22 protein-coding genes are annotated in these 22,173 nt (G+C 60.4%); 5 read left to right on the top strand and 17 right to left on the bottom strand.

Annotated features, from left to right (window positions below):
* Window positions 1–66 precede the first annotated feature (66 nt).
* Window positions 67–1,797, top strand: coding sequence for a diflavin flavoprotein (locus tag ACVWXC_RS00900; RefSeq protein WP_099812067.1), 1,731 nt, complete (start codon window positions 67–69; stop codon window positions 1,795–1,797).
* 80 nt (window positions 1,798–1,877) lie between these two features.
* Here the strand turns inward: ACVWXC_RS00900 and ACVWXC_RS00895 are convergent, their stop codons facing one another.
* The 8 genes from ACVWXC_RS00895 to ACVWXC_RS00860 all read right to left on the bottom strand — a co-directional run bounded on the left by ACVWXC_RS00895 (window position 1,878) and on the right by ACVWXC_RS00860 (window position 9,666).
* Window positions 1,878–2,252, bottom strand: a complete 375-nt coding sequence (locus tag ACVWXC_RS00895) for a hypothetical protein (protein WP_041438360.1) — start codon at window positions 2,250–2,252, stop codon at window positions 1,878–1,880.
* Between the two features lie 173 nt (window positions 2,253–2,425).
* Window positions 2,426–3,076, bottom strand: a complete 651-nt coding sequence (locus ACVWXC_RS00890; protein WP_011430416.1) for a precorrin-8X methylmutase — start codon at window positions 3,074–3,076, stop codon at window positions 2,426–2,428.
* An 81-nt stretch (window positions 3,077–3,157) separates the two neighbouring features.
* The gene (locus ACVWXC_RS00885; protein ID WP_011430415.1) at window positions 3,158–3,499 is read right to left on the bottom strand and encodes a histidine triad nucleotide-binding protein; all 342 of its coding nucleotides are present in this window, start codon (window positions 3,497–3,499) and stop codon (window positions 3,158–3,160) included.
* Between the two features lie 48 nt (window positions 3,500–3,547).
* The gene (locus tag ACVWXC_RS00880) at window positions 3,548–3,886 is read right to left on the bottom strand and encodes a hypothetical protein (RefSeq protein WP_011430414.1); all 339 of its coding nucleotides are present in this window, start codon (window positions 3,884–3,886) and stop codon (window positions 3,548–3,550) included.
* A gap of 401 nt (window positions 3,887–4,287) precedes the next feature.
* Window positions 4,288–6,396, bottom strand: coding sequence for an NAD(P)/FAD-dependent oxidoreductase (locus tag ACVWXC_RS00875; protein WP_457391249.1), 2,109 nt, complete (start codon window positions 6,394–6,396; stop codon window positions 4,288–4,290).
* A gap of 171 nt (window positions 6,397–6,567) precedes the next feature.
* Window positions 6,568–8,091, bottom strand: coding sequence for an AAA family ATPase (locus ACVWXC_RS00870; RefSeq protein WP_240527872.1), 1,524 nt, complete (start codon window positions 8,089–8,091; stop codon window positions 6,568–6,570).
* Window positions 8,092–8,245: 154 nt separating this feature from the next.
* Window positions 8,246–9,292, bottom strand: coding sequence for a thiamine phosphate synthase (locus ACVWXC_RS00865; RefSeq protein ID WP_011430411.1), 1,047 nt, complete (start codon window positions 9,290–9,292; stop codon window positions 8,246–8,248).
* A gap of 68 nt (window positions 9,293–9,360) precedes the next feature.
* Window positions 9,361–9,666 (bottom strand): hypothetical protein, encoded by a 306-nt coding sequence (locus tag ACVWXC_RS00860; RefSeq protein ID WP_457391247.1) that lies wholly within the window; start codon window positions 9,664–9,666, stop codon window positions 9,361–9,363.
* A gap of 127 nt (window positions 9,667–9,793) precedes the next feature.
* Between ACVWXC_RS00860 and ACVWXC_RS00855 the strand changes: the two genes are divergently transcribed.
* Window positions 9,794–10,963 carry a lipid-A-disaccharide synthase-related protein gene (locus ACVWXC_RS00855; RefSeq protein ID WP_011430409.1) on the top strand — a complete coding sequence of 390 codons (1,170 nt, stop codon included), beginning with the start codon at window positions 9,794–9,796 and terminating at the stop codon, window positions 10,961–10,963.
* On the opposite strand, the gene ACVWXC_RS00850 is transcribed toward ACVWXC_RS00855, so the two are convergent.
* The 5 genes from ACVWXC_RS00850 to ACVWXC_RS00830 form a co-directional block, all read right to left on the bottom strand.
* The gene (locus tag ACVWXC_RS00850) at window positions 10,960–12,306 is read right to left on the bottom strand and encodes a cytosine deaminase (RefSeq protein WP_457391270.1); all 1,347 of its coding nucleotides are present in this window, start codon (window positions 12,304–12,306) and stop codon (window positions 10,960–10,962) included. The genes ACVWXC_RS00855 and ACVWXC_RS00850 overlap by 4 nt on opposite strands.
* A gap of 75 nt (window positions 12,307–12,381) precedes the next feature.
* Window positions 12,382–12,711, bottom strand: a complete 330-nt coding sequence (locus tag ACVWXC_RS00845) for a YggT family protein (RefSeq protein ID WP_011430407.1) — start codon at window positions 12,709–12,711, stop codon at window positions 12,382–12,384.
* Between the two features lie 162 nt (window positions 12,712–12,873).
* Complete coding sequence (locus tag ACVWXC_RS00840) at window positions 12,874–13,248, bottom strand: hypothetical protein (protein WP_011430406.1); 375 nt, start codon at window positions 13,246–13,248, stop codon at window positions 12,874–12,876.
* 42 nt (window positions 13,249–13,290) lie between these two features.
* Complete coding sequence (locus ACVWXC_RS00835) at window positions 13,291–15,063, bottom strand: ABC1 kinase family protein (RefSeq protein ID WP_011430405.1); 1,773 nt, start codon at window positions 15,061–15,063, stop codon at window positions 13,291–13,293.
* A gap of 164 nt (window positions 15,064–15,227) precedes the next feature.
* A complete protein-coding gene (locus tag ACVWXC_RS00830) occupies window positions 15,228–16,514 on the bottom strand; it encodes a glucose-1-phosphate adenylyltransferase (RefSeq protein ID WP_099812071.1) in 1,287 nt (428 codons plus the stop codon).
* Window positions 16,515–16,592: 78 nt separating this feature from the next.
* On the opposite strand from ACVWXC_RS00830, the gene ACVWXC_RS00825 reads away from it, so the two are divergent.
* The 3 genes from ACVWXC_RS00825 to sat all read left to right on the top strand — a co-directional run bounded on the left by ACVWXC_RS00825 (window position 16,593) and on the right by sat (window position 19,170).
* The gene (locus tag ACVWXC_RS00825) at window positions 16,593–17,375 is read left to right on the top strand and encodes a ParA family protein (protein WP_457391244.1); all 783 of its coding nucleotides are present in this window, start codon (window positions 16,593–16,595) and stop codon (window positions 17,373–17,375) included.
* 128 nt (window positions 17,376–17,503) lie between these two features.
* Complete coding sequence (locus tag ACVWXC_RS00820) at window positions 17,504–17,875, top strand: hypothetical protein (protein WP_011430402.1); 372 nt, start codon at window positions 17,504–17,506, stop codon at window positions 17,873–17,875.
* A gap of 113 nt (window positions 17,876–17,988) precedes the next feature.
* A complete protein-coding gene (gene sat / locus ACVWXC_RS00815; protein ID WP_168173349.1) occupies window positions 17,989–19,170 on the top strand; it encodes a sulfate adenylyltransferase in 1,182 nt (393 codons plus the stop codon).
* 298 nt (window positions 19,171–19,468) lie between these two features.
* Here the strand turns inward: sat and ACVWXC_RS00810 are convergent, their stop codons facing one another.
* From ACVWXC_RS00810 to pstB, 4 genes are all read right to left on the bottom strand, one after another.
* Entirely contained in the window at window positions 19,469–19,645 is a 177-nt protein-coding gene (locus ACVWXC_RS00810) for a hypothetical protein (protein WP_168173350.1), read from the bottom strand.
* Between the two features lie 295 nt (window positions 19,646–19,940).
* Complete coding sequence (locus tag ACVWXC_RS00805) at window positions 19,941–20,375, bottom strand: hypothetical protein (protein ID WP_011430399.1); 435 nt, start codon at window positions 20,373–20,375, stop codon at window positions 19,941–19,943.
* Between the two features lie 43 nt (window positions 20,376–20,418).
* Window positions 20,419–21,246, bottom strand: a complete 828-nt coding sequence (locus ACVWXC_RS00800; protein WP_457391241.1) for a TlyA family RNA methyltransferase — start codon at window positions 21,244–21,246, stop codon at window positions 20,419–20,421.
* Between the two features lie 65 nt (window positions 21,247–21,311).
* The gene (gene pstB / locus ACVWXC_RS00795; RefSeq protein WP_414402335.1) at window positions 21,312–22,139 is read right to left on the bottom strand and encodes a phosphate ABC transporter ATP-binding protein PstB; all 828 of its coding nucleotides are present in this window, start codon (window positions 22,137–22,139) and stop codon (window positions 21,312–21,314) included.
* Window positions 22,140–22,173: the final 34 nt, after the last annotated feature.

The raw sequence follows: 22,173 nt of genomic DNA, 5'->3' as shown, positions 1-22,173 counted from the left end.
ACATCACGGTTACGATGAGTGCAGAGGGCAGTTAGGTAAAGTTGCCATTTGGCAGAGGGGGAAAACATGGCCGTTACGGCAGTTGCACCGCGTTCAGGCCATCTTACGCTGCAGACGCTGCTCATTGGAGCCGATACCCTTGCCATCCGCTCCCAGGACTGGGATCGGGATCGGTTTGATATCGAGTTCGCCCTGGAAAACGGCACCACCTACAACTCCTTTTTAATTCGCGGGGAGAAGGTGGCCCTCATCGACACCTCCCACGAGAAGTTTCGCCAGTTGTACCTGGATCTGCTGCGAGGCCTCCTGGATCCCGCCACCCTCGACTACCTGGTGGTCAGCCACACCGAGCCGGATCACAGCGGCCTAGTCGGGGATCTGCTGGAGCTGGCGCCCCAAATGACGGTAGTGGCCTCCAAAGTGGCCGTGCAATTTTTGGAAAACCTGGTGCATCGCCCCTTCCGGCACCTGGTGGTCAAGCAGGGGGATCGCCTGGATCTGGGCAAGGGACATGTTCTGGAGTTCATCTCTGCTCCCAACCTGCACTGGCCCGACACCATCCTCACCTACGACCACGGCACGCAGATCCTCTACACCTGCGACGTCTTTGGGATGCACTACTGCGATGACTTTGCCTGGGACGAGCATCCCCACCTGCTACAGGCCGACTTCAAGCTCTACTACGACTGCCTCATGGGGCCCAACGCCCGCTCGGTACTCTCGGCCCTGAAGCGCATGGAGTCCCTGCCCCCCATCGCCGCCATTGCTACCGGCCACGGCCCCCTGCTGCGCCACCACCTGTCTGATTGGGTGGAGCACTACCGCACTTGGAGCCTGGAGCAGGCCAAAGCCGAACGAATGGTGGCGGTGTTCTACCTATCGGGCTATGGCCAGGCGGAAGCATTGGCCCAAGCCATTGCCCGCGGCATCCAAAAAACCGGCGTTGCCGTAGAGCTGGCGGATCTGCGGCTGCTGGATGCCCACGAGGTGCGCGAGCTGATGAGCTTGGCCGCTGGTGTGGTGATAGGCATGCCGCCCCAAGCGGGGCCTGATGCGGCCTCCACCCAGGTGCTGCTGAAAACCCTCCTGGCTGCTGCCCACAGCAAACAAGGCTTTGGCCTGTTCGAGTCGGGGGGAGCAGATGACGAGTCGGTCTACCTCTGCCGCAACACGCTGCAGGAGATGGGCGCCAAAGAAGTGTTCCCTCCTATTCTCCTCAAGCAACCCCTAGACGAAACCCTGCTGCAATTGGCGGAGGAAGCCGGCACCGACCTGGGGCAGTGGCTAACGCGGGATCGCACCATTCAGCAGATGAAAGCCCTGGATGCCGACTTGGATCGCGCCCTAGGCCGCATCAGCAATGGCCTTTACATCCTCACCGCCCGCAAAGGGCAGGCCACCAGCGCCATGCTCGCCTCCTGGGTGGCCCAGGCCAGCAGCGATCCGCCGGGGATCAGCGTTGCCGTGGCCAAAGACCGGGCCATCGAGTCCTTCCTGCAGGTGGGCGATACCTTTGTCCTCAACGTGTTGCAGGAAGGCCATCACCAGTCCCTAATGCGCCACTTCCTGAAGCGCTTCCCGCCGGGAGCCGACCGCTTTGCCGGCATCAAGACCTACCCCGCCGCCAACGGATCCCCCATCTTGGCCGATGCCTTGGCCTACCTGGAGTGCCGCGTGGCCAGCCGCCTAGAAACCAGCGACCACTGGGTGGTCTACAGCACCCTAGAAGCCGGGCGGGTCTCCAACCTGGAGGGCCTCACCGCCGTCCACCACCGCAAGGTGGGGAATCATTACTGATCCCTCACCCCCAGGGAGAGGAGAGGTTCAGCAGGGCTTGAAATAGCCGTCCTGCTAACGCGAAAACCTCCCCGCCTATTTCAATAGGACAGTTGGTAGACCAGCCCGTTGACATGGAGGAAAAAAGGGCTACCCTCTCCCAGAGGGATCCCGGCTGGCCGCAGTGGAAAAGGCAGCCCCTCTGGGCTCTGTTCCGCTTTCTGAGCGAGGCGGTAGAAGACCTCCCCAAACCCAGAAGAGGGAATCTCCGCGGCAGCATGCTGCTGTTGCCAGCGCTGGTAGGGGCTGAGTCGAGCTTCCCTCTGGTCGATGTTCGACGGCACAGGGAGAGAGGGCGATATAGCCGGCTGTCCGGCGGGCAAAAGAGCCGCTACCTCCGCTTGGGCCCATCCTCCCCTGGCCAAGGCCATAGCCAAAAGCCAGCCGCTTCCCCAAACCCAAATGAACTGCTGCATGACCGGATCCCTCGCTCTGCCTCGACTAGCCGCTTCTCGGGCTTTTTTGTCCGGCACTGAGAAGATAGCTCCCATCTTCTCGAAGCCAGACCGAGGGAAGCATGACGGAGATCCTGCCAAGCCTGTGATCTGGATCAGAACCATTTAGATCATCAGATCAACGGAGCTCCCCTCTATCCGCTAACTGATTTGCCAGTAGGGCTTGGGCTGCTGGCTCCCACATAGGCCTGCCAAGCCAAATCCAGCAGGCCATCCAAGACCGCCGCCGCCACTGCAGGGCCGCCCTTCCGTCCCTCAGTGCGGATGTGGGGCACCATGGAATCGGCCAGCTCCTGCTTGGCTTTCACCACATCCACAAACCCAGCCGGCGTCGCGATGACCAGGGCAGGGGATACCTCTTTCTCGGCGATCAACTGCACCAGGGTGGAAAGAGCCGTCTGGGATTGGCCAATGACAAAGATTGCCTCAGGGTAGCGCTGAGCTAGGGTTTGCAGGCCCCAGGCAGAGCGGGTCTTGTCCCTCTGGGGGCGGGTGACAGCTTCGCTGCCGCAGTAGATGGGGTTGGAGAAGGTGTTCTGCACGGCCCGCGCGATGCCTACCTGCACCATCGGCTCGTCCACCACAATGGTGGTGCGCGCCGCCAAAGCCGCCGCCCCAGCCTGCAGGGCTTCGTTGCCAAAACGGATGAGGTGGAGATACTCGAAATCTGCAGTAGCGTAAATAACTCGACGAACCACCTCATACTCGGCGGGGGAAAGCTCGTGCTTGCCCACCTCCTGGTCGATGATCATCAGGCTTTCCGCATCGGTAACATGCCACTCCATCGCCTCTAAACCTCGCCTGCCAGCCACCCTCAATGGCAGCATTCTAGCTGTAGAGGCCCCACTTGGCGGCAAAACCCGAAGCTAGCCCGGCGGCCAGCCCATCGCCCGACCGCCCAGAACGTGGATGTGCAGGTGAAAGACGGTTTGACCCCCGTCTTCTCCTTGGTTGATGACCAAGCGATAACCTCTGCTTAGGCCAGCTTCAACAGCCACCCGCTGAGCCGTCAGCAGCAGGTGCCCTAGCAACGCTTCGTGTTCGGGCTTGGCCTGGGCAATGCCGGGGATAGGCTCCTTGGGCACCACCAAGATGTGGACAGGAGCCTGGGGAGCAATGTCTTTGAAGGCGATGGCTCGCTCGTCTTCGTAGACAATCTGGGCCGGGATCTCCCTGCGGATGATCTTGCTGAAAACGGTGTCGCTCATGGGTAGTTACGAAACAATCCTGCCCTTAGCCTACCCGGTTTAGGGATCTCATTGGTTGAGCAGCCACTCAAACTCCTGCTGTAGGGATTGAATGGGCCCCACCCGCGAGATCAGCAGGACATCTTCTCCGGCATCCTGAAAGCGAGACCGCCACAAACTGACCAAGTCGGGATTGTTGCACCAGAAGCGAATAACCGCTTCGATTAGCTGATCCAAATCCCAGCCCCGCCGCGCCGGCACCTCCTCCAAGGATCCCAGCAGCGCATCCAGGGTGCAAGGGCGGGTGCCCAGGTACTCTACCCGACAAGGCCGCTTTGCCAGCTCCTGCTGCTGCCAGAAAAAATCGAGGGCAGGGGCAATGCCGATGATTTCAAAAGTATAAACCATTGGATCTGGTCCTAGTTTTCTTGCCAAAATAGAGACCTTGCAAAAAGAGGTTCAGAAACTCCTCGACCGATTCAAGTTGGGATCCCTTCCCAACCCTCTTCGGCCTGAACCTGAAGGTTAGTGGATGGTAGGCACTGATTATACTCAACTTGAGCCAATTGCCAAGGTAAAGAGCAGGTGGACACAGCTCTTTTGCCGCTGGCCACTACCTGGGAATCGGCTGCTGCGGCAAACAATCTTGTGCAGATAAGGCCGAAAACTGCTAGCAAACCAAAGCAAGGACTGCCAGCACTCCTCGAGATTTTTTGTGAGTTGACTCTGCCGACAAAACAGTTGACGCCCGCCTTTCCTGGAGGCGCCAGAGAGACGGTGGAAACAACGGCTTGGTGAAAGTCTCCGGCCTAGGCCCTTTCTTCTATCCAGGTCGGTATTGGGTTTTGCAGGTTTTGCGCGGCAGGAGAGCTGGGAGCGGGGAGATGAAACTCCAGGCGCGGCTGGCCTACCCCGTAGGTGAGGGTGTAGCTCCAGCTCAGGCAGCGCAACCACAGGCGGGGGTAGCGGGACTCCAGCCAGGGCTGCAGGCGCCGCACCAGCTTGGGAAACCAACTTCCCAGGAGGGCCGAGAGCAAAGCCAGTCCGGTGTAGCTGAAGTAGGTAGGTAGCCACTGGGCAAAGCCTTCCGCTCCTACTGCCTCCCAGATCCACAGCAGCAGCCGCGGGTTCTGCAGAGCCGCTTTGATAGCCATGCGGTTAAAGGCCAGCCAGCCAGCCCGGTCTTTGATAAAGTCGTCCACCACCTCAGGCGGCTCGGTAGTGAGAATGCCAAAGAAGCTGTTGAGGATGGCGTTGATGCGCTCGGGCGGCAGTACCTTACCGGTGGGCACCATCATGCCGCGGGAAAACAGCCAGGTCACCGCCGAGTTGCCCTGATAGGCGCGGATCTGGGCTAGGTCGGCCGCTTTGAGCAGATCATGGCGCAGGGCTGTGTCCAGTAGGTCACAAAGGCGGGGGCAGTTGCGCACCAGGGATCCAAACCCCGTAAAGCTCAGGGGCGATTGCAGAGCTGCCGCATCCCCAATTAAAAGGAGGCGGTCGAAGGGCTCTGCGGGAGCTGGCTGCTGGCCAAAGCGTCCGGGGATGTAGCCAAAGGTGGCTTTTTTCCACTGCAGGCGCTCCGGGTCGCAGCGGCGGTATTCCGGCAGGATGGTGAAAAAGTCTTCGTACAGCTCCAAGAGGGAGCCCGGGTTTTCCGGATGCACCTGGTGGTAGTGGAACAGGTAGAAGGTGAGATCCTCCCCCGGCCCAGGGAACAGTTCCCAGATGAGCTGCCGACCGCGGCTGATGTCGCCGTGGCTGGCCAGGATGTCGCCAAATTGGGGATCCCAAACTCCTGGCTCAAACCCCCCTGCAATGGTGGCCCCTACCGTGGGGCAAACGCTGTCGAAGGCGCGGCGGCTGTAGAGTTGCTGGGCAATGGGGGAGGCCGTCCCCATGGCATCCACCAACAGGCGGGATCCCAGAGAGAACTCTTCTTGAGTGGTTAGGTCCTTAACCACCACCGTGACGCCTTGCTCCTCGATGTAGGCCCGCTGAAACTCGCTGCGCTCGTAGATGGCACCACCCCTGGATCTCAAGATTTGACCACAGAGCTGCAGGAGCTTTTCGGCATCAATGGCCAGGTTGAGCACTGTCGGCGTGTGCAGGACGGGGGCGCGCACGGGGCTGTTGCCATCAAAAAACTTGTTAAAACCATCCGTGTATTCCCTGAGGATGAGGCTCTCCATCTCCTCAGGGCTGAGGAGGCCAAACTCCACCAGCGTCTGCAGCTCCCGCCGCGAGATGTTCCACTCCCGGTTCATGCGGCCAAAGGGCAGCCGTTCCACCAGGGCCACGCGGTAACCTAAGCGGGCCATGGCCGCGCCGTAGATAGCCCCCAACGCCCCGCCCACGATCACCAAGTCCCACTCTTGGGGGGCGGGCTCTGGGGCAGGCTGGCGAAATAGCACGGGGGGCCGGCAAGCGTGAGGGGATTGGACTTCTTCCCGCCAGCGTTTCTCCCACCAGTAAACCCGCTGCAGGTCAAACTCCCCGTTGGGGATACGGCGGAAATACTTCACCGTCTGCGGGTAAAAGGGCTCCAGTTGCTCAAAGATGGATCCCTGGCTGAGATCGACATCTGGCAACTGCGGGTAGCGGTGGGGAAATTGGCTTTGGATAGCCCTTTCCACTTCCTTTAGCCAGCGGCCCTGCTGGGGGAAAGGCCGCTCTGACCACTGAAAGATCTTGAGATAGGTGGTGTTCAGCCCCGACCAGAGGAAAACGGCCAGCTGCGCTCCGGATCCCTCTAGGCGTAGCCCAGTGGGGGTGAGTACCTTTTGGCTGCTCGCAGGCAGAGGCAGGTGCTCCTGCAGCCAGCTCAGCACTTGAGCGGTATCTGGGCAAGGGATCTCGCGGTAGTACAGGAGCTTGAGCACAGCGCCAAGACACAAAAAAAGCCGATCTTTACCCATTGTGACACGAGGGGATGCCGGAGGTGGGGTTATCTCGACCATCCATTCCCAGAGACGAAGGGGAAGAGGCGAACTAATGCCTCAGTGACGGGATCCGACTCCAAGGCCCAAACCCGAGCCTAGGGGGCTTCCCACTCGCTCCCCTCAAGCAGGAAAAATCGGGGATCCCCTCTAGGAAGCTGCAAAACACTGCTTCATCTCCTGCAGCACCTGAGCATCCTGGGAGGCGGTTCTAGCGCCTGCCTGGGCGGCCCAGCACTTAAGGCTTTCGATCTGGTCGCGGGCAATGGAGGCCAGGGGCACAGTTTCGCGGATGGCCTGCAGGATGTCTTCCTGGGTAAAGTCTCGCCGAGCGCCGCTGCCGCTGCCTCCAAAGGCGTTGTACATAGCGTCAACGATAGCCTGCTCGATCTCGGCGCCACTGAAGTTTTGGGCGGCTGCTGCCAGCTCATCTAGGTCAAACTCCCGCAGCCGGCTGGGGCGCAGCCGCTGGAGGTGCACTCGGAAGATCTCCTTGCGCTCGGCCTGGGTGGGCAGGTTGAGAAAGAAAATCTCGTCAAAGCGGCCCTTGCGCAGCAGCTCCGGCGGCAAGAGGGGCACGTTGTTGGCGGTGGCCACGATGAAAACGGGGCTGGTCTTCTCCTGCATCCAGGTAATCAGGCTGCCAAACACCCGACGGCTGGTGCCCGAGTCCCCGTCGGCGCTGCTGGTGATGTTGCCAAAGGCCTTGTCAATTTCGTCAATCCAGAGCACACAGGGGGCCATGGCCTCCGCCAGTTGGATCATCTGGCGCACGCGGCTTTCCGATTCGCCAACAATGCCGGCAAACAGCCGCCCAACGTCCAGCCGCAACAGCGGCAGCCGCCACTCGTTGGCGATGGTTTTGGCGGAGAGGGACTTGCCGGTACCCTGGATCCCCACCAGCAGCACGCCCTTGGGATTGGGCAGGCCGTAGCGCCGCGCCTCTTCGGTAAAGGCTTCCTGGCGCACCCGCACCCAAGCTTTGAGGTTGTCCAGCCCGCCCACGCTTTTCAGGGTCTCGCGGGCGGTGAAAAACTCCAGGATGCCGGTCTGGCGGATGGCCTGCTTTTTCTCCTCCAACACCAGGTCGATGTCGGCCTCGTTCACCTCCTGCTTGGCGGCCAGGGCGCGAGCCAAGACGCGGCGGATGCGCTCCCGGCTCAGCCCCTGACAGGCTTTGACCAGTTGCTCGCGGGCCAGGGGGGTGAGCTTGAGTTTTTCCGGGGCCACATAGAGCTGGATGAGGCGGCTGATCTCTTCGCTGTTGGGCAGGGGAATGTCGACGACGGTGATCTCCTCGGCCAGGTCGCTGGGCACTTCTAGAATGTGGCTGAGCAGGATCAGCGTCTTGCGGGTGCGCTTGAGCTCGCGGCTGAGGTTTTTCAGCTCCCGCAGGATAGGGGCGTTTTTGTCGCTGCTGGCGTTGCGCAGCACAAAGTGCAGATCCCGCAACACAAACAGGGTGTCTTCCTGAGGAGCCGAGCGCCACACCCGCCCCAGGGCGGCCATGATGGAGCCGCGATCTTCGCCGCTATCTTGCCAGCCCCGCACCACGTCCCAAAACAGCAGCCGCCGCGGCGGATCGGTTCTCTTGGCTACTTGCACGAGCACAGCATCCGCTGGCTCCTCTTCTGGAGAAACCAAGTAGATCAGGGGGTAGCGAGCCCGGATCATCAGATCCAGCTCCCGCACCAGTTCCCCTTGCACTTCGGTGGCGATCCCGCTCAGGATGGGATCCCCGCCGCTTTGCCGAGTGGGGTCAGTGAGATCTTTTACGGCTTCTGCCATCGGGAGTTAGGAGGGTTTTGAGAAGATTCTGTGTCTAACTTCAGGATAGAGCAGGGATCCGTTGCAGTTCGGCCAGCATGGCACGGGCGGTCTGGGTGGGATCCGCCGCCTCCATGAGAGCCCGCACCACGGCTACGCGGCTGGCGCCTGCCTGGCGCACCTCGGCCAGGTTGTGGAGGTCGATGCCGCCGATGGCAAACCAGGGCAAGTGGGCCTTCTCAGCGGCCAGGCGCACGTACTCCAGGCCGGCGGGGGGTTTTTCCGCTTTGGTGGGGGTGGCATAGACGGGGCCGACACCGATATAGTCCACGCCGCTATTGAGGGCTTGGGCCAGCTCTTCGGCATTGGTGGTCGACAGGCCAATCAGGCGCTGGGATCCCAGCAGGTGCCGCGCCTGGGCAACCGGCAGATCCGTCTGGCCCAGGTGCACCCCATCCGCTTGGCTGACCAAGGCCAAGTCCACCCGGTCGTTGACGATCATCAACGCCTGGTAGCGGTCGCACACTTGCCGCAACTGTTTGAGATCCCAGAGCATCTCCCTATCGGTGAGGTTCTTGCGGCGGTACTGCACCAGCGTCACCCCTCCCCGCAGCGCCTTTTCCACCACCTCCAGCCAGTGGGGCACCGGGCTGGTGACCAGGTAGAGATGGGCCGCCAACAGCCGTTGGCGCAGGGATCCCCCCAGCAGCTCGCTTTCTAGAACATAGAGCCGATAACGCATGTCTTTGGCCAGCTTGGCCAGGCCGGGTGCTACCCAATGACTGGACTCGGCCAACTTGCCGTATTCTTCCAAGACCCGCAGCGCTTCTTGCACACGGCTGCAATTGGCCTGCAGCAGGTGGCCGAGATCCCGCCGTTGCTCCTCTTGCGGATGGGAGATCTGGGTGCCCGGATCGGCAGGGGTGTCGCGGGCCAACCGCAGCGGGTCGCTGTGCCAGCGGGCCAGGGCTTGGCGCATGGCCTTGCATTCGCTGGCCAGCTCGCCGTTTTCTAGGCCAAAGCGAAACCACTCCTCTAGCACCCGTAATCCCTCACGAGCTCGGTCGAGGTTGGCATCCAGGATACGGGCGACGGCCTGCGGTTTCATGTCCCCTGCGCGTGGGAGTTTTAATCTTTTTTTTACTGTAAGTTGAAACGGTTTCTCTGGCACCTGTCCTAGCCTTTGTCCGAAAAGGAGGCAGGCTGTTGCCAAAGGGCGTTGAGGAAAGCCTGCTGGGGCGTGTGTCCCCAGGCAAACTCACGGGGGCCGCTTCCTTCTGGCAGGTAGGCCCAAGCGTAGCGCTCACAGGCAGGAAAGTAGCGGATCTCCCACCAGGGCTGGCCGGCGGCCACATCCTTCACCGCCCGCCAAAAAGGACCCCGCTGACGGCTAAGACGGGTCTCGACGAAGTAGGGCCCTTCCAGGCGCAAAGCTTCCACCGCTGCAATAAACTCGGCTCGTTGTCGCTCATTTCGGATCATTACCCTGGCTTCCCCTCGCAGGTTGGCTCTATTTTAAGAAGAGATTTTTGGTAAGCTACAGGATTCTGCTCGTTTAGCTCGAATGGAGGCGGCAACACCCCAGAGTTGAACTCCCATCCTCTACCCAATGAATCCACAGAATTTGTCGCGGGTGCTGTGCCTGAGCAATGGCCACGGGGAAGATGAGGTGGGCAGTCGCATCGCCCTGGCCCTGACCGGCCTGGGGATCTCGGTGCAAGCCCTGCCGATTGTGGGGGAAGGCACCGCCTATTGCCGCCGCGGCATCCCGCTGCTGCCCCTGACCCAGGTGATGCCTTCAGGGGGATTTATCTATCAAGATTGGCGGCAGTTGTGGCGGGATCTGCGCGCTGGCTTGCTGGGCCTGACGGGGCGGCAACTGGCTTTGGTTCGCCGGGCGGCGGCTCAGGTCGAGCTGGTGCTGGCGGTGGGGGACATTGTGCCTTTGTTAATGGCCTGGTGGAGCGGCAGCCCCTACGTCTTCGTGGGCACAGCCAAGTCGGACTATTATTGGCGGGACGAACAAGGGCCCTACCGACGCGCTTGGCTGGGACAGCCGGTTTCCGATTACCTGCCCTGGGAGCGCTGGCTCATGGCCCGCAGGCGCTGTCGCGGCTCCTTCTTGCGAGATGAGCTGACGGCCACCGCTCTGCAAAAACGGGGCCTCCGGGCTTTCTACCTGGGCAACCCGATGATGGATGACCTGGAGCCGCGGGGAGAATTGCCTTTGGATCCCGACCGGCCCGCGGTGCTGCTGCTGCCGGGATCCCGCCCGCCGGAAGCCTACCGCAACTGGGCCTTGATGATGCAGGTGGTAGAGCAACTGCCGCCGGAAATCCAAGTTTACGCCGCCCTCAGCCCTAACCTGGAGCGGAACCCCCTTCAAGAGCGGATCCCTGCTCGACGCCGCGACCTGCTCCTGGTGTGGGGAGATTTTGGCACCTGTGCTCACCGGGCAACAGCGGTGCTGGCCATGGCGGGGACGGCCACGGAACAATGCGTGGGCCTAGGGAAGCCGGTGGTCACCCTGCCGGGGGAGGGGCCGCAATTTACCCCCCGCTTTGCCGAAGCTCAAACCCGTCTCCTGGGATCCGCAGTCCACCTCACTTCACCCCAGCAGGCCCCTGCCGTGCTCTGCCGGATTCTGAGCCGCCTGGCCAGCGATCCCGCTTACGCCGACCAACTGCGAGCCCACGGGCAGCGGCGTATGGGATCCCCTGGCGCTGCTCAGCGCATTGCCGCCCAGATTAAAGCCTGGCTCCCCAACCCCGCTGGCTAAGTCCGCCCCACCCTCTCCATCAAGTCGTCCAGCTCTGCGTAGTCCGGCAGCGCCGTGTCGATGGGCTGACCTTGGCGCAGCACCACCCGGTCGTGCTGGGGTCGGGAAAGCAGCTCGTCAAACCCCCGCCCCTTGAACAGCACCAAGTCTGCCGGCAGGCCCACCCCAATTTGCCCTCGCTCGGTCAAGCCCATCATGCGGGCCGGGGTGGCAGTGATGGCCTGCGGCCAATCCCCATAGGGGGTGTCCAGGTGCAGGATGCGGGTGGACTCCCGAAACACTTCTAGGCCATCGTGATCTCCAAAGCCGTAGAAGGGATCCCGGCAGTTGTCGCTGGCGATCATCACCGGCACGCCCAAGGCTTTGAGCTCGTGCAGCAGCGTCACCCCCCGCCAGCGGGGCGTGTGGCCGGGGCGGCGGTCTTGCAAATAGAGATTGCACAGGGGCAGGCTGACCACGGCGATCCCCGCCTCCTTCACCAGGGCCATGGTCTGGTGGGCCACCTGCGGCGGCTGCACCGCCAAACTGCAGCAGTGGCCGCACACCACCTGGCCTGCAAACCCATGGCGCAGGGCTGCCGCTGCCACATGCCGCAACGTCAGGGATTCAGGGTCGTCTGTCTCATCGGTATGAAAATCCAGATCCAGCCCCCGCTCCTGGGCCAGGGCAAACACCCGCTCCAACTGCTTATCCAGCTCCGGCCCCATCGCCGCCACTCCGCCCAGGATCCCGCCCAGCTCCGCCACCTTGTCCGCCAGCTTCTCCCCTGCCGGTGTGAGAAAAACATCCAAGTAGGTCAGCGTCACCGCCTGCAGCTCTAGCCTGCCCGCCCACTCTCGGCGCAACTGGGCAAAGACTTCCCAGCTCACCTCGGCTTGAGGGCCCTCGCAAACCAGGTGGGTGCGCACCGCCTGGGATCCATGGGCGTAGCTGCAGCGCAGGCCAAAGTTGCAGCGGCGGTAGACATCCTGCCAAAGTTTTTCTCGCCTGCCGGCGTAGGCCCGCTCCATCTTGGCCCAGTCTTCCTGCTCGGCCCGGGTGGCCCCGGCAAAGGTGCCGTCGGGGTTGGGGCTGCGCGGCCACACATGTCCCTTGTCCAGGTGGGTATGGATGTCCACAAAACACGGCCACACTTGGCCCCGCCTTAGATCCACGCCGGGGATCCCCTGGGGCGGGATCCCTGTTGCCAGCCGAATTTGGCGGATCTGCCCCCCTTCGATTTCCAGATCCAGCAACACCAGGTTATCGCGGTTGGGAACAGCTCCTGGCACCGCCTCCTTCAGTACCGACAGGGGAACCTGAGCATTCAGCAGCCAGTAGTGGGCAACGCCGGGGATCTGCATGGCGGGCAACGAAAAAAGCAGCTCTCCATCGTAAAGGGATCCCGGCCTATCCAGATGAATCCAGTGCTACAGCAGCTAGGCAAACTGGCCCACCACCTGCATGGCAAAACTGAGCAAAATGAAGGCCAGCCAGGGGGAAAAGTCCAAGCCGCCGATGGGGGGGATGAGGCCGCGGAAGAGGTTGAGATAGGGATCCGTGAGCTGGCTGAGCACCGACAGAATGGGGTTAGACCAGTTCAGTTGCGGGAACCAGCTCAGCAAAATCCGCACAATCAACAGCGCGTTGTAAATGACGATGAACTGGTAAAGGGAGCGAAACAGCAAAGACGCGGCACTGCCGTAGACCAGCCCCAGAGAGAGGCCGTCTGTCCAAGGGAGAGGGAGCAACAAAGGGCTGAGCATCATGGTTAGAAACAGCGAGGGAACAACTCTTCAACAACTTAAGCGCTGTCGGCAGAGGCAGACCTGATCCAGGAGAGCAACTCAGCCGAGAGGCGAGAACGCTGGCACTCCCCAGAGGAGAAAGCCAGTGCCGCCTCTAGTTTGGCATGGACAGGGGTCCCCTGCTTAAGGCTTTTCCTCGACAGCGCTAGAAGATATCTCCTTGACGAGCAGTTGTGCGCGGGTGGCCTGGATCGCCTCGTTCAACTCGGCAATCTTGGCTTCGAGGGTGCGGCGGGCCTGGGCAATCCGCTCTGTTTCCTGTTCCCACTCCCTCCAGTCGCCGGAGCTGGGCACAGCCGGCTCACCCGAGGCTCGGAGGCGCGGTCGTTCAGGAGGGACAGAGGTGCCGTTGAGACGGTCGGGATCCCGGCGCTGGCCTTCGGCGGATCCCTTGCTTAGTCGGGGGGCCAGCACAAAGGCGATCACCCCGCCGATGATCCCGCCCAACACAGCGCCGGCTACCACACCGGCAATGAAGTCGCCTTTCTGATCTGCCACGCTTTTGTCCAGCTCACCAAACTTAAGCTATCTTTTTCCGTTTTACCTTTCCTGTCCCACTCCCGCCAGCCAATTCGGCCAGGGCTGGGGAAGTCGCCAGGGGCTGAGCCGCTCCAGGTGGGCCTGCACCTGTTCCCTCAACTCGGCCAAAGTATGTTGCAGATCGCTGGTTGAGGGCAGGGATCCCAGTGCCGCCTGCCAGAGGTGAGTTGGAGACAAGTCGGGGCTGATCACATGCCACAGCCGCTGCAGCTCCTCAAAGTGAAGGCGGTCATCTTCCGTGAGAGAAAGCACCAACTGGCGGCGCAGTTCACGGGCCTCCTCCGACATCAGGTAGCGCAAACCCATGCGGGCGGTGGGTACCCAATCCAGCCCCCCATCGCTGCGGGCAATTTGGATCAGGTTCTCCAAGCGGTTCCAGCGGAACTTGCCATCTTTAATTAGCACTTGCAGCAGCCGCTGGCGAATGCGGGGCGATTCGTCCGTCAGCAGGCGCTTGGCCACATAGGGATAGGCCACGCCGACAATGCGAAACTGCGGATAGAGGCTGAGGGCCACCCCCTCTTGGGTAACCAAAGAGCGGATGACCAACGCAAAGTGGGAGGGCACCTGAAAGGGGTAGCGGTACATCAAATCGGAGAACTGGTCGGTGGCGGTTTTGAAGTTAAAGTTGCCCACCTCCTGGTTCAACACATCCGCCAACACCGTCTCCAAAGCAGGGATCAGCTCTTGACGGTTGACATCCGGCTGTAAAAAGCCCAAGTGAATAAAATCGTCGATCAAGGCGTCGTAGTCGCGATCCACCAGGTGAACCAGCGCGTCCACCAGGTACTCCTTCATTTCTTCGGTGAGCTGATCCATCATGCCAAAGTCGATGTAGGCCAGGCGGCCATCGGGGAGGGCAAACAGGTTGCCCGGATGGGGATCGGCGTGGAAAAAGCCGTATTCCAGCAACTGCTTCAGTCCGGCCACCACGCCGATGCGCACCAGTTGTTTCACCTCCAAGTTGGCCGCCCGAATGCGCTCCACATCGGTGAGCTTGATGCCGTCAATCCACTCCAGGGTCAACACCCGGCGGGTGCTGTAGGCCCAAAAGATGCGCGGCACATACACATCGGGATCGCCGCGAAAGTATTCGGCAAAGCGCTCGCAGTTCCGTCCCTCCTGCAGGTAGTCGATCTCCTCAAACAGCTTGCGACCAAACTCATCCACCACCGCCGTCAAGGTGTTGCCCAGGTTCAGGGGCAGCCAAGGCCCCAGCCAGGTGGAGGCCCAGCGGATGAGGTACAGATCCAGGCTCAGCCGCTCCCGCAGGTGGGGCCGTTGCACCTTCACCGCCACCCATTCGCCACTGTGCAGTTGCGCTTTGTAAACTTGGCCCAAGCTGGCGGCAGCCACCGGCTCGGGCGAGATCTGGGCGTAGATCTCGGTGATCGGACGGCCCAACTCTGACTCAATGCGGGCAAACGCCTCCTGGGAAGGAAAGCTGGGCAATTGATCCTGCAGCTTGGTGAGCTCTTCCAAGTAGTCTTTGCGCACCAAGTCCGGTCGCGTCGAGAGGGCCTGCCCCACCTTGATGAAGGTAGGCCCTAGGTCAGTGAGCAGCTTGCGCAACTGCTCTGCCCGCTGGGGCACTTTGCGATCGCCCTGTCCCCAAAGCTGATCCCAGCGTAGACAGAGAACAAACCAGAGGAGGGGCCAGAGAATGGCCAGCGCCCGACCCATCACCCGGAGCAGGCGCCAGCGGTAGTAACGAGTGATGAATTGCGGATCGTAAACTTCTAGGTCGGCAATGGAGGAAATCCTGTTAACCACGCTCAAGGGATCTCACAATCTGTTTTTAAAGCTCTTAATATCTATCGTAATCTATCGTAATGGCAAAAGCCTCTTGTTTTCTCTTATCTTGCTTAACAGCTTGCTTAACAGCGCCTCCTCAGCGTTCGCCAGCCAGGTTCTCGGCCAAAGCCGGCTTCCCCCGATCAAATGACGGTGTTGTCCGGGATCACCGAGTCCTTGATGATGGTGACGATGCCGTTGCTGATCCAGATCCCTTCCTCTTCCCGCTGCGCTTCGCTGACGTGATCCTTGTTGAGGATGCGGACATTGCGCCCGATGCGGGCGTTTTTGTCCACGATGGCGTTGACGATGTGGGAGTTGGCGCCGATGCCCACCGGTGGGATCCCAGCCTCCAGCTTGGCCTGCCGCTCTTCTGCCGACTCGTAGTAATCGGCCCCCATGACCAGGGTATTCTCTACAATGGTATTGGCCTCCAGGCGGCTGCGAATGCCGATGATGGAATTGCGAATTTGAGCATTTTTGATGATGCAACCGTCGGCAATCATGGAGTTGACGATCTGGGAATCGAGGATTTTGTTGGGGGGCAAAAAGCGTGGGCGGGTGTAGATGGGCATTTCGCTGTCAAAGAAGCTGAAGGGAGGGTTGGGCTGCTGCACCAGCGCCAGGTTGGCTCGATAAAAAGCCTCGATGGTGCCGATGTCCTCCCAGTAGCCCTTGAACGGGTAGGCCTGCAGATGGTACTTGCCGATGGCTGACGGCAGCACCTCTTTGCCGAAGTCGGTGTGCTCCTTCACCTTCAGCATCTCGATGAGGGCCTCCCGCCTGAATACATAGATGCCCATCGAGGCGATGTAGGGCTTGGCTTTGGCCTCTTCCGGGCTGAGGCCGAGGGCTTGGGTATCCACCTGACAGGCTTTCAGCAGCTCCCCTTGCGGCTTTTCTTTGAAATCGACGATCCGTCCATCGGCGTCGATCTTGAGCAAGCCAAAACCCGAAGCCACTTTTTCTTCGCAGGGGAGCACCGCCAGCGTCACATCGGCTCCGGTTTGCCGGTGATAGTGAATAAAGGGGCGGTAGTCCATGCGGTAGAGGTGATCCCCCGATAGGATGAGGAAGTCCCGCGGCTTCCAGGAGTCCATCAGCCAGAGATATTGGCGCACAGCGTCGGCGGTGCCCTGGAACCAGTCGGGGTTATCGGGGGTTTGCTGGGCCGCTAGGATATCTACAAAGCCGCCGGTGAAGGGAGACAGGCGGTAGGTATTGATGATGTGGCGGTTTAGCGAGGCGGAGTTGAACTGCGTGAGGACGTAGATCTTATCGATATCGGAATTGATACAGTTGCTAACCGGAACGTCGATAAGGCGATACTTGCCTGCTAGAGGTACAGCCGGCTTGGCGCGGCGCTTGGTTAGAGGATAGAGGCGGGTGCCCCGCCCACCGCCTAGGATAATTGCCAGTACATCGCGCATGGTGGTTCTCCACCAGGTTACACCCAATAGCATAGACCGCGGCGAGGGGAAGCGGCTGCAACGGCCCTGGGGAAGCTGATGGCACGCATCCTGGCCTTTACCAACAACAAGGGCGGCACTGGCAAGTCCACCCTCTGCGTCCACGCGGCCCAGTTGACGGCCCAGCGGGGCCACGCCGTTCTGCTAGTCGATCTCACCTCCCAAACCACCGCCAGCAGCTTTTACCTCGAAGAGGCCGGATCCCTTCCCCCAGAGGAGACCGTTTGGGCTAGCCTCCACCCTCACCACCAGCGGCCTCTGGAGGAAGTCATCTATTGCACCGACAAGGGAGTGGATGTGGCGCCCTCCCACCGCACCATGGCCGAAGTGGCAGCCCACCTAGCGGCTTCCGGGGAGGCGGGCCAAAACCTCCTCCAGCGTCAACTGGATCCCTTGCTGTCGGAGTACGACTTTATCTTTCTCGACACGCCAGGGGAGCTGAATGCCCTCACCGCCAATGCTTTGCGGGCAGCCCAGCGGGTGTTGATCCCGACACGGCTCAACCGCGTCGACTTCTCTTGTACAGAGGTGACCCTGCGCTATGTCGAGTCCCTGAAGGGCGAGTTGAGCCAAGTCCGCGCCATCTTGACCATGCTGGACGACCGCTACTTGCCAGGGGGCATCTGGTCCGGATCCCATACCGGGCAATTGTATGTGCAAGCGCAACAGATTTTTGCGGATGTGCTTTCACCCGTTACCATTCCAGATAGCAGCGATTTGCGCACCGCTTTTGACTACGGCTTGACGGTCATGGACTATCGGCCTGGCTCGGTGGTGTGTCAGCGATTGGAGCAGTTTGTCGAACATGAGGTGCTCTTGTGACTGGATCGAACCGTAGCCTCTTTCCTTCTTCGGGAGAAACTTCCCGCACTCGGCGCAAGGCCAGTGCTAAAACCAGTTCAGAGCCCACCCCTGCAGAATCTACTCCCACGGGCGAGGAGCCGACAACGATGTCTTCTCAGTCTCCTACAGAACCAGCCCCAGAATCGCCGGACCTTGAAACCCTCAAAAGCCAACTGGCCGAAGCTCAACAACTTTTGCAGGACTACCAAAACAAAGTCTCTGCCCTGCAAGCTCAGCTACAGCAAGTCACTGCCCACCGCGACGAATTGCAGAAGGCGCTGGCCCAGTTACAGGCGGTGGCCGAGGAGCGGGCCAAGACCATTCAGGAACTGCAAAGCCGCCGAGGGCAAGTCGCACCTTTACCCAAGCCGCAACCCCAGCCTTCGCCTCTGCACGCGCAAAAGAAGATCATGAATCGGCCCATCTTTGACAACGTGTCGCCCACCGACGAAGATATGCCCCCCTACATGCTGGACTAGGCAGTTGGTACTAGTCTGGATTGCGCCGGAGGAAAGGAGGGTGTAGGGTTAGGGATCCCTGTCTGCTCGGTTGCCGTTCCGGTCTGCACGCTATGACTCCATCCCAGGCGAAGATGACTGTTTCTGGCGATGCCATTCCGCCCCACGGGGGCACCTTGGTCAACCGCATTGCCTCCCCTGAGCAGGCGCAGGAGCTGCGCTCCAAAGCTGAACACTGCCCCATCCTCCACCTCGACGAGCGGGCCCAGTCGGATCTGGAGATGATCGCCATCGGGGGCTTCAGCCCGCTCACCGGCTTCATGGGGCGGGAAGATTACCAGTCGGTTCTGGAGACGATGCACCTGGCCAACGGCCTGGCTTGGTCGCTGCCGGTAACGCTGCCGGTCTCTGCCGAGATAGCTGCCGATCTCAAGGAAGGGCAGACCATTGCCTTGGCCAATGCCGAGGGCAGGCTCTTGGGCCTGTTGGAATTGACCGAGAAGTTCACCTACGACAAAACCCGCGAAGCGCAGCAGGTCTACCGCACTACCGATGAGCAGCATCCGGGGGTGAAGGTGCTCTACCAACAGGGATCCGTCTATTTGGCCGGCCCTGTAACTCTCTTGCAGCGGGATCCCCATCCCCTTTTCCCGGCCTACCAGATCGACCCGGCCCAGTCGCGGCAACTGTTTCGGGAAAGAGGCTGGAAAACCATTGTCGGCTTTCAAACCCGCAACCCCATCCACCGCGCCCACGAGTACATTCAAAAGTGCGCTCTGGAAATCGTGGACGGGCTGTTTCTCCACCCGCTGGTGGGGGCCACCAAAAACGACGACATCCCCGCCGAGGTGCGCATGCGCTGCTACGAGGTGCTGATCGAAAAGTACTTCCCCAAGGAGCGGGTGATCCTGGCCATCAACCCTGCGGCCATGCGCTACGCCGGCCCGCGCGAGGCCATCTTCCACGCCCTCGTTCGCAAAAACTACGGCTGCACCCATTTTATTGTGGGCCGGGATCACGCCGGGGTGGGCAACTACTACGGCCCTTATGATGCCCAGCACATTTTCGATGAGTTCCGTCCCGAGGAACTGGGCATCATCCCCCTCAAGTTTGAACATGCCTTCTATTGCACCGTCACCGGCACCATGGCCACGGCCAAGACCAGCCCCAGCCAGCCCCACCAGCGCATCCACCTCTCGGGCACCAAGGTGCGGGAAATGCTGCGCCGCGGCGAGATCCCCCCGCCGGAGTTCTCCCGCCCCGAGGTAGCCCAACTGCTGGCCGAAGCTATGCGTGAGCGGGGACAGCCTGAGTAGGGGCAAAAAGAGCCTGCTCCAGCCCAGGCCCTCTGTGTTCTTGGGGAGTCGGCCAAGCTGAAATAGGGCGCTGCCTCCTTGCCTAGGCTGACTCCGCTAGATTGATCGTTGGGTTGCGGTCGCAGAGCCCCCAGGTATCAGCTTAAAACCGGTTCTGTACATGGGCATCACCGGCCAGTCCTCTGGCGCAGCCTCAGGGATACCAAACCATAAACAAACCCACGCCCAAAAGCAGGGGAAGGATGCTGCTCTCCTAGGAAACTCTCGCCAGGAAGCCCTCCATGGGCAGCAACAGACCTCATCCCGCCTCAAAGCGGAGCTGGTCGGGATCCACATAATAGCAGCGGGCATTGTCAACACAGATCAACGCCCAGCCATTTTGGTCAACATCGACCAACGTATACTCGGATTGAGGGATGAAGTGGCCCTGGTGGTTGCGGGTCTCGCCTTTAACCCAAACGGTCTGACGGTTCATCTTCAAGTTCCTCCAATTTACAGTCAAAGAAAATCAAAAGCAGAACTCAATTTCAATGCAAGTCGATGCAAGAAGTGTCACACCAAACAGAAACCCTTGCATCTCCTCAAAGCCCAACAAATCCACAGGCTTGCGTGGGATGCAAGCTAACTCACAGCGGTGCCCGAATACCGTCTTGCGATTTGGTAAGAGAAGTCTAGCACCAACTCTATGAGAATATTGTTAAAAGTTGCGGATTAAGTTGACAAGCTCTAGATTTTCCTAAATTCTTGTTGCAAAATCGGGTTAAGCCTGCTTAACCTGCTTGGTCTACTTCAAATAGCCATTGGTGCATCTTGCTCAACTGAGGCCAATTGGGACGGCGGTTCCCTCCCTCTGCCAAGTTAGATTTGACCCCCTCGATCTGCTCGGGATCCCGCGCCAAGATTTGCTTGATGATCTCCACCTGCTGGCGTACCCCTGTTTTTTTCAGCTCCAGCATCGCCAAAGTCAAGTTCACCCGCGGCTGGGCGTCCACCGGGTCTAGCTTCACAGCAGTTTGGGCAGCTTTCAGGGCTTTTTCCGCTTGCCCCTCCAAAAGATAGAGCCAGGACAAGCAAGTCCAGGCTGCTGCCGCCTTCGGGGATCCCTTACAAATGGCCTCGAAGGAAGGGATCAGCGTCTTGGCCGCTTCCCCCGCCTCGTAGCGCCGGATCCCTTCCTGAAACAATTCTTCAATGGCTGCGCTCATCGTTCTCAACTCGGCATAATGACGTATTGACAAGTGCACTACTTTATGGGTGTAAGGCTGCTCTTGCCTGCTCGCTCATCTGCTGAAGTGCACCGAGGTCGGGGAGAGGGATCCCTTCCCCTTCAGCAAGCCATAGCCAGTACTCGATGTTGCCGGCAGGGCCAGTGATAGGCGACCAAGTATAGCCCTGCACCTGCCAGCCGCGGGCCACCGCCGCCTGCATTACTGTCTGCAGCACGCGGGCATGGACGGCCGGATCCCGCACTACCCCCCTTTTGCCCACCTGGCCTCGGCCCGCCTCAAACTGCGGCTTGACTAGCAGCAAGGCTTCCCGCGGCGAGCGCAACAGCTTCCACAGAGGATCCAACACCTTAGTCAGGGAAATAAAGGAGAGATCCACCACTGCCAGATCCGGCCAGTTGGGAGTGGGCACCTCGGTTCCGTAGAGATCGGCTGGCTGAAGATAGCGCAAGTTGGTTCGTTCCTTAAGGATTACCCGCGGGTCAGTTCGCAAAGACCAGGCCAATTGGCCATAGCCCACATCCACCCCATAGACCCGCTGCGCCCCTCGTCGCAGGAGGCAATCGGTGAAGCCCCCAGTGGAGATGCCAGCATCCAAACAGATGCGACCCTGGACTTGAATGGGAAAAGCTTGCAGTGCCCCCTGAAGCTTTTCTCCTCCTCGCGAGACAAAAGCAGACTTGGCCTGGATGTGGACTACAGGATCTCCGCTTACCCACGTCCCGGCTTTTTCCGCCCGTGCTCCGTTGAGGAAGACTTCTCCCGCCAAGATAGCCCGCTGCGCCTGCTGGCGCGAAGAAAAATACCCTCGCTCCACCAGCCAGGTATCCAGGCGGACTCGATCGGCCATGCCCTAGCCACTGGCCTTCCACTCCACCAAGATAGACGACCGGGATCCCTTCTGTCGGCCGCGACTTAGCCAAAGCGCCCGCTCACATACTCTTCCGTCTCGCGGTTGGCGGGAGAGTTGAAGATCTTCTCGGTGCGGTCAAACTCTACCATTCGTCCGTAGCGGATCCCTCTCTCGTCAAGTTCAGTGTTGAAGAAGGCAGTGAAGTCGGACACGCGAGCTGCCTGCTGCATGTTGTGGGTGACGATGATGATCGTGTAGCGACGGCCCAATTCCTTAAGCAGCTCCTCAATGCGCAGCGTAGAAATCGGATCCAGCGAGGCGCAAGGCTCGTCCATTAGAATTACCTCCGGCTGAATGGCCAGGGTGCGGGCAATGCAGAGGCGCTGCTGTTGTCCACCGGAGAGGGAAAGGGCGCTCATCCTCAACTTATCTTTCACCTCATCCCAGAGAACGGCCTGGCGCAGTGCCCGCTCCACGAGCTCGTCCAGATCCCCCTGGTAGCCATTAATCCGGGGCCCAAAGGCAATGTTGTCGTAGACGGATTTGGGGAAGGGGTTGGGCTTCTGAAACACTAGGCCAACCCGCCGCCGCACCTCAGAGGGATCCACATCCGGGTCGTAGATGTTTTTCCCGTGGAAGATAACGGAGCCTTCTACCCTTGCCCCTGGGATTAAGTCATTCATGCGGTTGAAGCAGCGCAAAATAGTGCTCTTGCCGCAACCTGAGGGTCCAATAAAGGCTGTGATGTGATTTTTCGGGATCTTCAGGGAAACCTGCTTAACCGCCAGGTGGGAGCCGTAGTAGACGCTCAGATCCCGCGTCTCTAGTTCAACCTCCAACCGGGTGGGTTGCTTAGGAGAGCCCGACTTGTCAGAGAGTGGAGAGCGCATAGGCGTGTTGAAAAGAAGATAACGTTGCTGCAAG

The organism is Thermostichus sp. OS-CIW-20 (assembly GCF_054061455.1).
Note: the sequence above shows the minus strand (reverse complement) of the source record. Positions and strands in the feature narration are given on the sequence as shown.